Genomic DNA, 12446 nt, shown 5'->3' with positions numbered 1-12446 from the left:
ACAGCCTTTTGCCACGCTGGTGCACGCAGAAAGTTTTTAGAATCAAAACGTTCCGCATCAAGATAGTAAAAAGAGTGGATGCTGTTTTTTCTTTCCATGCAACAAAAGGAATGTGAAGTGCAGAATTGTGCCAGACAACAAAAAGACAGAGGCATAGTGACGGTAGCAAGTTTCCGTTACTCTATCTCTGTCTTTTTCTGTTCTGTGTTTTGTAATTTGGCCTGAAAGGACTGTTCCGCTTAAGCGACCCCCCGGCAAGCCAGGAGCTTTTAGCAATGTGCAGACGAACTGCATTGTAAAACATGGTGCGTAAAATAATACAGCCATGATGAATTCGAAAACAAATCGCTCTGACGGTAGCAAGGCTTCCGTCGTGAGGTTTGCGATGCTGCCGCCCCAAAGAGCCGCTGTCTGAGCCTCGAAGAGGCGAGTTTAGGCGAAGGGCGGCTAACAGGCGAGCGAACCGAACAGGAAACGCAGCGTGTCAGGAGATTGTTTTCGAATCATCATGGCGTTATATTTTACGTATAAGTTTTCTTAATGCCTATCTTCTTGCCCTTCGGACAAGAAGCATCCCTCGCTCTAAAGAACTCGGTCAATTTTTATTTTTCTGCTGCTGTCTGCAGGATCACTGCTGCGTCCAGGGTATCTGCCACGCCATCGCCGTTTACATCTGCACTTGCTGTTGCGTCTGCATCCAGGCTTGTAAGTTCTGCACTTGCTGCCAGGACAGATACGCTGTCGCTTGTTGTGACTGCACCGTCGCCGTTTACGTCACCGAGGAGACGGGCTGCTGCGATCTTCAGTGTCAGGCTCTTAACTGCTGCATTGATCTCACTCTGTACTGCATCTGCATTGTCATATACATTCTGTGCATCTGCTTTTACTGTTGCCAGTCCGTCGATCGTGGATGCTACGTACGCATCTGTATCTGCAAGGATTGCAGCTGCTTTTTCCAGCATAGCTTTCAGGGCTGCTTTGTTGCCTTTCATTTCAAGGTTTGTGATCGCATCGATCAGTTCTTCGTATGCACCTGCGATTGCTGCTTCGTCACCGTTTTCCAGGGCATCTTTTGCTTTGCTGATCGCATCGTTCAGTTTAGCGATGGAATCACTTGTGTACTTGCCGTCTGTCAGTTTTTCTGCTGCGTCTGCCAGTTTCTTCAGGGAAGCTCTGTCTGCGTTTTCTGCCAGTTTGGACATTTCAGCCAGAACTGCGTCTGCTGCTGCATCGATTTCCGCCTGAGTTGCATCTGCTTTTGCCAGAACTGCTTTTCCTGCGTCTGCTGCTGCTTTCAGTGCATCTACGGATTCATAGTTATCTGCATCTGCAAGGATTGCTTCTGCTGCTTCGATCGCTGTCTCAAGGTGCAGGGTCTGTACGCCGTATTCCAGGTTTCCAAGTGCTTCGATGATGCCGTTTACTGCCGCATCGATTTCAGACTGACTTGCGTCTGCTTTTGCTACTACGTCTTTTGCTGCTGCTACTGCATCTTCCAGTGCTTTCCAGCTGTCTGCTGTATACTCGGAAGAATCAAGGTCTTTTACGGTGTTGATCAGTTTCTGCAGGCCTTTGTCTGCGATTGTGCTCTGTACAGCGTCTTTTGAATGGGAAGTGATATCTTTCAGGATATCTGCATATTTTTCATTCAGGGACTGTGCTGTGAAACCATGTTCTTTTGCAAACTCTGTAGAATCCATTACAAGGTTGCAGATGTTGATGGCTGCTTTCTGAAGGTCACCAAGGGAGATCAGCTGTTTATTTGTCTGACCATCTTTGTTGCTGTTTACCTTGTAGCTGACCGTTGTCTGTTTTGTTGTTGTACCTGTCCACCAGTTACGTACATCTTTTACTTTATATGTTGCATATCCATCTTCGATTGCTTTCCATGCTTCATCACACAGAAGGCTGTGATCTGCATCTGCATCACCGTTCACGGTTGTAGACTGTACTTCTGTACCTTCTTTATTCAGTTCATATCCGCCGAAGTTCGGAACGTCTTTTGTGATAACCGGGAGATCCGGATCTGTCTGATCCTGATAGCTGATGGTTGTCATATTTACATAGCCTTTTCCGTTCCAGTCTGGATCAGATTTGAAGCCTTTGATGATCTGAGCTGCACCTTTGCCAGGGCAAACAAGGTCGTTGCCTGCATGCATTTCATACATCGGTACGGACTGTCCGCCGCCCCAGTCTGTCATGATCATTCCCTGGAATCCCCATTCGTCTCTTGCGAATGCGGTACACAGATCATAATCATCGGCTGCCGGTCTGCCGTTGTTCTGGTTGTAAGAGGTCATGATCGCCATCGGCTGTGCCTGTTTTACAACTGCTTCAAAACCTTTGAGGTAGATTTCACGGATTGCTCTTTCAGAAACTGTGTTATTTTCGCTGTTTCTGTTTGTTTCCTGAGAGTTCAGTGCATAATGTTTGATAGTAACGCCAACACCTTTATTGGACTGTACGCCAAGGGTTGCAGCTGTACCTGTAATACCTACAACTACCGGATCCTCTGAATAGTACTCAAAGTTACGTCCGCACAGTGCGTTTCTGTGGATGTTCATACCAGGTGCCAGCCAGCATCCGATACCGAACTCTTCCATCTCTTCGCCAACGCCTTCGCCGTAAGCGTAGATCTGATCGGTATCCCAGGTCTGTGCAAGCAATGTACCGATCGGCCATGCGGTTGCATACTGGTAATAGGTCTGATCGCCATCTTTGTATTTCTGTGTAATACGAAGACCTGCAGGTCCGTCAGACAGGTTTACAGGGGTGATGCCTTTTGTATCGTTTCTCCAGGTAGATCCTGCCACACCTTTAACGGTTGCATCACCTGAATGACCGTTCACCAGTTCTGCCAGTTCTTCCAGTGACAGTGCAGATACAAACTGTTCAATACTGAGCTTCTTAAGTTTAACGTCCATCAGCGTCGCTTTGCTGAAATCACCGTCAAATTTTTTAACGTGCTCGTTGTATGTTACTGTATAGTCGGAGCTGTTTGCATTTCCTTTTTCAACACGGCTGATCTTGCCTGTTGCTCCGTCTTTGTTTTCTGCGATCAGATATTCTGTCTGCGTTGTATTCGATACGTATACATCGACATCTTCGTTTTCTTTGATGATTTTCGGTGCTTTGTAACCTGTGAAATCAACTGCGATCGTGGATGCTGCTGCGATCTCATCTGCTTCACCGTCGTATGTGATCGGTGTTGCACCTTCGGTTGTCATCGGCTCGAGTGTCGGATATTTCTCATCATCTGCAACGTTCGGATTATCTTTTACCGGAACCATCAGATTGCTGTACTGTTCTGTGATCGTATCTTCCGCTACGCTGATCTTGCCTGCTACATGTGTGTTTCTGGAAGAATTACCGACACGGATGATGTAATCGCCGTCCTCCATCACGTATGCTGCCTTGTCTGTATCGTAAGATCCCATCTCTGTTGTATCGTATGTGATCGTCAGTACCTGAGATTCACCAGGTGCCAGTTCGTCTGTCTTTGCATAGCCTGCCAGTTCCTGATACGGTTTGTCCAGATTGCCTTCCGGGGCTGAGAAGTAAACTTCTGCTACTTCTTTACCGGATACGGAACCTGTATTTTTCACTTTAACCTTAACGGTTACTTTGTCTTTGTCTGCTGTTACAGACTGTGTCTGCATTGCGAATGTAGTATAAGATCCGCCATAGCCAAATTCATAGGAAACATCTTTGCCGAACGTATCATAATAACGATATCCTACGAAAATATCATCGTTGTACAATTCCTGTGCATTATTTTTATCCTCGTTTGCAAATCCTGCACTGGATGGGTTGTCATCAAAATTAACCGGCCAGGTATCTGTTAATTTACCGGATGGATTTACTGTACCGTTTAATACTTCTACCAGTGCATCACCGCCGGTCATACCTGCCTGAGACATCAGGAGCATGGAATCCAGCCCATTGATCTCACTGAAGAACTTAGTATCAATGATTCCGCCTACGTTCAGGACAACAACTACGTTATCAAATGTTTTTCCAAGCAGTTCCAGATTGGCCCGCTCATCATCCGATAAGAGATAATCACCTTTTCCGGAAGAACGATCTGATCCTTCACCTGAGTTACGTGCAATAACATAAATTGCAGTATCTGTCTGATCTGCCGCTGCTTTGATCTGGTCTGCCGCACCTTCTGTCTGTTCATAAACCGGTTCATTCACCCATTTAAATCCCCAGCCCTGACTTGTGCCGCCGCCGTTTGCTGTCCAGAGCTCATGCATCTGGTTTACAAAATCTGCATTTACGATATCATATCCGGCATTTTCAAAACCCTGCTGTACGGTAACATTGTCACGCTGGTTTACAGCACCGGAACCGGTACCGCCTTTGATGGTGTTGTAAACACCCTGTCCGAACAGTGCTACTTTTGTTCCCTTCTTTGCTGAAATCGGCAGTGAGTTGTTCTTGTTTTCCATCAGGACCATGCCCTGTGCTGCGATGTTTTTAGCCGCGGTCTTATGGTCAATCTCACGCTGGCTGATATCCGGGTTTGTTGTAGCTGCCATCGCTGTCATGCTTCCTCCTAAGAGCATCGAAGCGGACAATGTGACTGCTATCACTTTTTTTGAAGTTTTCTTCATTCTTTTTCCTCCTTTACTGCTTTACTGCTTTCTTGTTATGTTTTTCGCTTTCCGATGTTGATATTCCATCAACATTTTCTCGTGTGATTTTATTTTATATAATTTTTTTATGATTTTCCATGTAATATTATACGTTTTTCTTGTAAATTTTTATGTTTCCTGTTAGTCCTCTGTTTTTAATCGTTATTTTGAATAAAATATGGTATGTATTTTCTTGTTTTATATATTTTTTATACATTTTCCACATTTTTTGATACAACAGATACACTATCTGTTCGCACTTCCGGTACATCGCAGGTATATTGCACTCCCACTAAGACAAAAAATGCACTCACATCTGTCTCTCGATGCAAGTGCACTTCCTGTCTTAAAAATTTCGTATTGGCTTTTATTTCTTTTTCTTTCTGGACCATACATATCCGCCAATCAGCACGATCAGTGCGATCACTGCGATGATAAGTGGTCTTAAAACATTGGTGTTATCTCCTGTTTTTGCGGATGTAACCGTGCTGCTTCCGCTCTGGGTTCCCGCAGTACTGCTGCTTCCGGAAGATGTTCCGCCGAAGGTGCTGCTGCCACCGGAGGTATTGCTGTTTCCGGAAGGTGCCTCGGTCTGGATACCGGAGCCGCCCTGGTTATCCGATCCACTTCCGTTTCCGTTGTTTCCATTATTGGATGCTGTCTCGGTCTGTGGTTCTGTGGAGGAATCATTTCCGCCATTGTTGTTTCCGTTATTGTTGCTCTGGCTTCCCACCGCTGCGTTCAGCGGTACATCGGTCACGGCAACGGCTGCATTGTTATTCTGCAGTTCTTCCGTTTTTGCGGAAACCGTTACGCTGTCACCGTCTTTAACCGAATCCTGTACCTGGAAAGTCATTTCAAAAAGTGTTCCGTTTGTATCCAGTTCTGTAGAGGATGCAAATACAAACACTGCTTCTCCTTCGGATTTATTGCCACTGACCGGATCGTTGATGTCGGTCAGAACGCCATTCATCATGGAGCCTGCTTCCGTTGATACCAGCTTCAGCTGTGAGCTGTCATACGTCACACGAATCTTGCCGTTTGTAATTTTCGTATCGCCGCTGATATCAAGAGTAACTTTCCACGCATCACTTCCTGCCTGAAGTGTGTCACCGTTTACCGTTACGGTTGCCCCCTCAGCTGCGGATACATTCTGATACAGGCACAGGATTGCTGCTGCAAACAGCATCATCGCACATAATACTTTTTTCATGGTTTGTTTTGCCTCCTCTGGACTGCATTATTTTACACGGACAGCTTTTTTATAGCCGAATTTTCCGTAATGTTTCTTACCGTCAATGATCTTGTAGGAACGGATTCTTACATAATATTTTGCTCTGCCCTTTCCTTTTACCTTGACTGTCTTTTTCACTTTTGTGTTTTTCTTGATGTTGACGGTCTTTACTTTCCTGGTAAACTGTTTGTCGCGTGCGATCTTGATCTGGTAGCCGTCTGCCTGTTTCTTTTTGGACCAGCGAAGGGATACTTTCTTTCTGGAATCTGAAACTGCTTTTTTGATCCTTGGCGGTCTCGGTGCTATGTAGAAGGTCATCGTCTTGCTTCCTTCGTATTCTCCGATACCTTTAATCGTAACGCTTGCTTTTCCGATCTTTTTATTCTTTTTGTAAGTCAGTGCATAATCTTTGGCTTCTGTCAGTGTTTTTCCCTGATACTGGATCGTCACACCCGGACGAACGGCTCTTCCTGTGTAAGTCTGATCTTCGATTTCAGCGATCTGTGTATCATTCAGGCTGATCTTCTTTTCCGGTGTTGGTGTCGGCTCAATCTTGTCGATCACTTCGCTTCTGTACTGAAGATCTTTGATGCTGACATTAATATCCGATCCGCTTGTTTTGTTCCACTCTTCTGCTTTCAGGTTCAGACCTGTATCTTTGAGATCAAGTTTCTCACTTGCGGAGAATGTCATGGTCACCAGATTGCCGCTGACTTCCTGCTCTCTGGAAGAAGCAAATACAAACACGATCTCACCTTCTGCTTTGTTTCCGTCGATCGGATCGTTGATAACCGTCTGGAAATTACCTTTTTTCAGTCCATCTCCTGCCTCTGTCTTTACCAGATGCAGTTTGTCGGCTGCGTATGTAATCCTTAATTTTCCGTTGCTGATCTTACCCACGTTCTCTGCTTTACAGGAAACGGTCACGATACCACTCTTTGCCTGAACGGCATCCAGATAAATTCTGGCGGTATCTGCTGCCCTCACAGCTCCAACGTTCAGTGTCAGAATCAAAAACATCGCCAATACTACAGAAAAAATCTTACTTTTCTTCATTCTTTTTACCTCCTTTTTGATTTCGATTCCTTTCTGTGCCTTAGTGAATCTATTTTATCTGATTTCTCGGTAAATTTCCATAGATTTTTATTAGATTTGGTTGAAATTTTTTTAGATTTTTTCTAACTTTTTTCTATTTTTCCACTTTTGTAAGAGGAATCATATAATATCTTTCATTTTCAAGGTTCAGTTTCTCTACACTGCCGTTATGAAAAGCCAGCACATCTATGAACTGCATCAGTGCTTTTGCATGCAGTTTTGTATCACACAGAACACTTCCGAGGATCTTATCTTCATCCACCAGTTCGCGTACTTCTTCGATTCCGTCGATTCCGACCACCTGCACTTCGGTGCATCCTTTTTCTTCGAGTGCTTCCCAGGCTCCCAGTGCCATGTCATCATTATTGCTGATGATCACTTCAATCTGGTTCGGATACTCTTTCATCCACTGCCGTACGATCACGTTCGCCTGATTTTTTTCCCAGTTTCCGGTGCTGCCTGCGATCTGCTGCGTCGGGATTTTTTTGTTTTCCAGCTCTTTCAGCACCCACTCTGAACGGATCAGCGTGTCCTGATGACCGGACTCTCCTTCCAGCATGGCGAACTGTATGACGCTGTCACCATTCCGGTCGATTTTACTGCGGTCTTTTTCCAGTGCATCTGCAATTACATCCGCCTGCAAAATAGCAGACTGTTTTGCATCCGATCCTTCATAATAAATCTGATCACTCCGGAAAATGTCTTCCCGCACCGGCTCTCTGTTGAAAAACACAACCGGAATGTCCGCCTGCGTCGCTTTGTCGATGATCACAGCCGCATTGGTGCGATCCACGATATTGACCAGCAGAAGATCATAGTCCAGACTGATGAACTGATCGATCTGGTCGTTCTGCTCCTGCTGACTGCCCCTTGCATCGGCGATCTTTTTGCGGATCTCCACGCCTGGATGGTCTTTTTCGTACTGAAAAATTTCATCCTCGAGATAACCGCAGATCTTGCTGACATAAACATCTTCTTCGTTGTATACAGCCACCCCGATCTTGACCTGCTTTTTGCTGTTCTCACTCTCCGCTGTCTTTGTACATCCAAAGACCAGCATGCACAGACCAAGTACTGCGATGGCTGCCTGCAGTTCCTTTTTTGACCCCATTTGTTTTTGCCTCCTTCTTCCACCTTGTAAAGCGGACATTAACTCCTGCGATTTTATCAATAGATTGGAAACAGAAAATCATACTTTTCTTTTATATTGTCCTGCGTGATCCACTCGCATTTTGTCTTTGTGAGATGATCCACTTTCTTTCCTTCTATGGAGTAAACAGCAGACTTCACTGCATAAATCCCGAAAGAATACATGCTGTATGCCATAACGCCTTCCACTTTCCCTTCCCGGATCCCCTGCAATACCTCATCGGAATAACCGATCCCATAAATGACCTGGTTTTTGCTTTTCAGATAGTCTGCCGTCTCTTCTGTAATCTTTGGAGAACTGCAGATAAACACCGCCTGCTGCTTTTGATCCCGATATTTTGCAAGATTTGGAAGTGTCATTTTCTTTTTCTCGATTGCAATCCCCTGCTTCTGAAATGTTTCCTGAAAGATTGTCCACATTCGCTCCGACATTTCTTTCTCATCCGTTAAATATACCACCGGCTCTTCTTCCTGACGCTTCTGATGGATTTTTTCTGCCAGACATTCTGCCATATCCTGCACATCAAACCAGACACGGATCGCTTTTTCTTCTGTTCCGCCCGGATTCACCAGGATCAGCGGGATTTTCTTCTTTTCTGACTGCAGATAAGAGAGAATCTGTTCTTCTTTTTCTGAAAACACGATCAATGCCTGAGAGCCGTTTTTGATCTCACGGTCTATGTACTCTTTGATCGTGTCATAATCTTCCTCTATCTCCAGATACTCGACATCCACACGCTTTGCATTTGCTGCTTCCTCAATACCTCTTTTAAAATCTTCTACCTGACTGTTTTTTCTCTTGATCCCGATCACAGAAATTTTTGTGATATCTCTTTTCGTCTCTCCTCCAAACAAATTTGAATACGAGAGAAACATAAAAACAACCATCAGAATCCCTACGCACACAATACCGATTTTCTTTGCCCTTCTCATTCTTTCTTTTCTCCATACATAATTGCCGGAAGATGCAGCAGGATTTCTGTTCCCTCATCTTCCTCTGAAATGATCTGTACCCCGTATTCTTTTCCAAAGTGCAGCTGAATCCTCTCGTGTACGTTTCGTACACCAATGCCGTTTCCTTTTGCCGTCTTTAATTCTTTCGTGTAATCCAGAAGTGCCTCTGCCTGTTCTTTTGACATCCCCATACCGTTGTCTTTCACAGAAATGTAGAGATCCCCGTCTTTTGTATAGGCATGAATCACGATCTCACCATCGCCGTACATCCCTTCCAGTCCGTGATAAAGTGCATTTTCCACAATTGGCTGAACGATCAGTTTGATGACCTGAAAACATTCTGTGCCGGGATCTTTTTCAATCCGGTACGTAAACTGATCTTTTGCACGAAGTGACTGGATCATCAGATAATTCCTTGCATGTTCCAGTTCATCTGCTACCGTGATGATATTTTTTCCTTTGCTGAGGCTGATACGCAGAAATCTTGCCAGTGCCGTAACCATGCCTGCGGCATCTTCTTTTCGGTTTTCCTCGATCATCCACACTACAATGTCCAGCGTATTGTAAAGAAAATGTGGTGTAATCTGTGCCTGAAGACTGTCCAGTTCACTCTTTCTTTTGGCTTCCTGTTCCTGGATCACTTCCCGCATCAGTTTTTTGATCCTGACTGTCATCTTCTGAATAGAGCGTCCCAGATGATACACTTCAAAACTTCCGGCAGTATGGACTTTGATATCCAGCTCTCCGGCTGAAATTCGTTGGACATCCTCCTCCAGGTTGCAGATCGGTCTTGTCAGCACCATTGAAATATACGATCCGACAACCTGGAAAAACAGAACTACCTGGCAGATGACCGCCAGCACAAAAAAAGTACTTTTGATCCCATAACTTCTAAGTTCTTCTTTCCCGATCACACGAATGATCTTCCATCCGGTGTATCCCACCGTCTTGACACTGCAGAACACCTGCTGTTTCCCGATTTCTGTTTCATAGGATCCATCCTGATATTCAGCCAGTGTTTCTGGCGGTTTTTCTATAATCCCACTGTTTACAAGGGCGTGCCTGGGATGGTAGATCAGTTCTCCGTTTGAATCCATCAGAAAAGAATACTGGTTCATATCATCTGTTGAGTTCCTGAAAACTTCAGATAATGCACTGTATTTTATATTGATGAGCAGCACTCCGCTCAGCACCTGATTTCCGTGCGTGATCTGCACAAAACGGCTCATCGGGATCACCCACGGAAAACTGCTGTTATGTTCAAAGCAGTCCTGTATCTGCGGTCTGAAAAAATGAATGTTCTCACTTCGCTCAAGTGCACTGGAAAACCATTCTTCCTGCATAACATCTGAGGAAGAGGCAGATGACAGTGCCGGCATGACCTGCAAAAGTGTCCCATCCTCCTGAAACAGGGCAATGCTCTCCACATAATCTTTGTAGCCGTCATACATCGCCTGAAACATCTGTTTCATCTGTCCGCTGTCGTTTCCCTTGATAATATTATAATAAAGTGTATCTGACAGACGCATCATACTGTGCAGATACTGTGACATAGATACGTTGATCTGTTCTGCCAGCTCCTGATTATCCTGAACGATGATCTGTGCCTGCTTTTCCTGCTGAGACTTTGAGACAAAAAATCCTACAAAGACAGCGACAAGCAGCGTCAGCGTCAGAATGATCACATACAGAATATTCTGCATACTCTGTTTCGGCAGAAACTTCCGAAAGTCCTGTCTGATTTTCCCCCACATACAACCTCCCATCTATTGCCCCTGTCTGCGGCACTGGATCGGGGACATTCCATATTTTTTCTTAAATACATGGCTGAAATATCCGGATTCCAGATAGCCCACTTTCTGGGCAACTACATAGATTTTTTCATTTGTCTCTTTTAAAAGCCGCATGGCTTCTTTCATTCTGGTGTCCGTCAGATACTCTACGAAACTCATGCCGGTCTCTTTTTTGAACAGGCTGGAAAAATAGGTCTGTGTCAGTCCGACTTCAGCAGCAATCTTTTCCAGTCCGATATCCGGATCTCCGAACTCTTCCTGGATTTTCTGTTTTGCCTCTTCAATGATACCTTTCGCCTTGTTCTCACGTTCCCGCCCCTGGTTGGCATTTAAGCGGATGCACTGTTCTTCCAGCCATTCCATGAACGTATCCGCACTGGCATACTTCTGCATGATCTCCAGATAATTCGGAATCCCGTCAAAGACTTCTTCAATCTCAAGGTCCTGCTGTCTTGCAAAAACAAGAAGTGCATTGATGACGCTCATGCTGTACGCCTGATAACTGTTACTGCTCATATCGGCTTTGATCAGATATTCTTTCATTTTTCTGATCACGGCATGAATATCTTCTTCTTTTCCGAATTTTACTGCCGTGAACAGCTTGTCCTGTGCTTTCTCATCAAACAACAGGATCACCTGCTCGGATTTGTCAATATCTTCCATATAAATGACATCTCCGTCCTGCGACATTTTGCGATAGGAGAGTGCTTCTTTGGCTTCTTCAAAAGATTCTTTCACTTTAATCAGCTCATCTTTGATCTTTCCGACACCGATCGCTGCCTTGATCTTCATCACACGTTTGCTCTCTTTTGCAATATCATTGAGCTTTAAAAGAATCTTTTCCATTTCTTCCGGTTCATTCATACCAAACAGAATACATTCCCCGAGCGGATTGTAAAAAGCTTCATAATAAATATCATCCGATATGGAATTTCGGATCAGATTGCGGATGTAGATGGATGCCAGCTGGCTGTCCATGGTTTCTCCATGCTCTTTCTGTTCGATCTGATAAATCTGTGCCAGTGCCGTTGCCCAGTATTTATATTCTCCCATGCGGATCAGCCCTGTCTTTTTTTCTTCCTGAAGTGCTTTTGCCTTGATATTTCCAACTACCAGCCGGTTCAGGAAATTTTCCCTTATGATCGGCTGATTTTCCAGATACAGGTTTCGAAGCTTCTGGATGCTCTGCTTTTCTTCCAGCTCGGTATCCATTTTGTCTTTGACTTTCTGAAGAACTTCTGACATTTCCCTGGCATTGATCGGCTTTAGAATATAATCCAAAACGCCATGGATCAGTGCTTCTTTTGCATACTGGAAATCATCATACCCGGAAATAATCACCAGCTTTATGTATGGATATTTTTCTTTGATCTTATGCATCAGTTCGATTCCGTCCATAAAGGGCATCCGGATATCGGTAAACACGATATCTACATCGTGATTTTCCAAAAATTCCAGTACATCCAGTCCATTTAAGAATGCTCCGACTACCGAGAATCCGTACTTTTCCCAGTCCAGCGTTCTCTGTATGCTCCGCAAAACCTCAGGTTCATCATCTGCCAACACAACCCTGTAGTTCAC

The 12446-nt window shown here is 44.6% G+C and carries 8 protein-coding genes; all 8 read right to left on the bottom strand.

The window, feature by feature from the left end; translation table 11 throughout:
* Positions 1–602 precede the first annotated feature (602 nt).
* Positions 603–4619: a glycoside hydrolase family 3 C-terminal domain-containing protein gene (locus GPK60_RS04900; protein WP_215658984.1), complete on the bottom strand. Its 4017-nt coding sequence runs from the start codon at positions 4617–4619 to the stop codon at positions 603–605.
* Between the two features lie 230 nt (positions 4620–4849).
* Positions 4850–5032 carry a hypothetical protein gene (locus GPK60_RS04895; protein WP_022118128.1) on the bottom strand — a complete coding sequence of 61 codons (183 nt, stop codon included), beginning with the start codon at positions 5030–5032 and terminating at the stop codon, positions 4850–4852.
* Positions 5008–5853, bottom strand: coding sequence for an LPXTG cell wall anchor domain-containing protein (locus GPK60_RS04890; RefSeq protein WP_215658983.1), 846 nt, complete (start codon positions 5851–5853; stop codon positions 5008–5010). Before GPK60_RS04890 ends, GPK60_RS04895 begins: the two co-directional genes overlap by 25 nt.
* Before the next feature lie 27 nt (positions 5854–5880).
* Entirely contained in the window at positions 5881–6930 is a 1050-nt protein-coding gene (locus GPK60_RS04885; RefSeq protein ID WP_147632930.1) for a hypothetical protein, read from the bottom strand.
* A gap of 133 nt (positions 6931–7063) precedes the next feature.
* On the bottom strand, positions 7064–8080 hold the full coding sequence (locus tag GPK60_RS04880) for a galactose ABC transporter substrate-binding protein (RefSeq protein WP_173897714.1): 1017 nt from the start codon (positions 8078–8080) through the stop codon (positions 7064–7066).
* Positions 8081–8136: 56 nt separating this feature from the next.
* The gene (locus GPK60_RS04875; protein WP_215658982.1) at positions 8137–9051 is read right to left on the bottom strand and encodes a substrate-binding domain-containing protein; all 915 of its coding nucleotides are present in this window, start codon (positions 9049–9051) and stop codon (positions 8137–8139) included.
* Positions 9048–10826 carry a sensor histidine kinase gene (locus GPK60_RS04870; protein WP_215658981.1) on the bottom strand — a complete coding sequence of 593 codons (1779 nt, stop codon included), beginning with the start codon at positions 10824–10826 and terminating at the stop codon, positions 9048–9050. The genes GPK60_RS04875 and GPK60_RS04870 overlap by 4 nt, the downstream gene beginning before the upstream one ends.
* A 12-nt stretch (positions 10827–10838) precedes the next feature.
* On the bottom strand, positions 10839–12446 hold the full coding sequence (locus GPK60_RS04865; protein WP_215658980.1) for a response regulator: 1608 nt from the start codon (positions 12444–12446) through the stop codon (positions 10839–10841).

The organism is Ruminococcus sp. MCC718 (assembly GCF_018783905.1).
In the GTDB taxonomy this organism is placed as follows: Bacteria; Bacillota; Clostridia; order Lachnospirales; family Lachnospiraceae; genus Hominisplanchenecus; species Hominisplanchenecus faecis.
The sequence above is the reverse complement of the archived record's forward strand: the minus strand, read 5'-3'. Positions and strand labels throughout refer to the sequence as shown.

What these genes read in the sequence shown, in the direction of transcription:
- GPK60_RS04900 (WP_215658984.1), bottom strand. Translation starts at nt 4,619, where the DNA reads ATGAAGAAAACTTCAAAAAAAGTGATAGCAGTCACATTGTCCGCTTCG.
- GPK60_RS04895 (WP_022118128.1), bottom strand. Translation starts at nt 5,032, where the DNA reads ATGGTCCAGAAAGAAAAAGAAATAAAAGCCAATACGAAATTTTTAAGA.
- GPK60_RS04890 (WP_215658983.1), bottom strand. Translation starts at nt 5,853, where the DNA reads ATGAAAAAAGTATTATGTGCGATGATGCTGTTTGCAGCAGCAATCCTG.
- GPK60_RS04885 (WP_147632930.1), bottom strand. Translation starts at nt 6,930, where the DNA reads ATGAAGAAAAGTAAGATTTTTTCTGTAGTATTGGCGATGTTTTTGATT.
- GPK60_RS04880 (WP_173897714.1), bottom strand. Translation starts at nt 8,080, where the DNA reads ATGGGGTCAAAAAAGGAACTGCAGGCAGCCATCGCAGTACTTGGTCTG.
- GPK60_RS04875 (WP_215658982.1), bottom strand. Translation starts at nt 9,051, where the DNA reads ATGAGAAGGGCAAAGAAAATCGGTATTGTGTGCGTAGGGATTCTGATG.
- GPK60_RS04870 (WP_215658981.1), bottom strand. Translation starts at nt 10,826, where the DNA reads ATGTGGGGGAAAATCAGACAGGACTTTCGGAAGTTTCTGCCGAAACAG.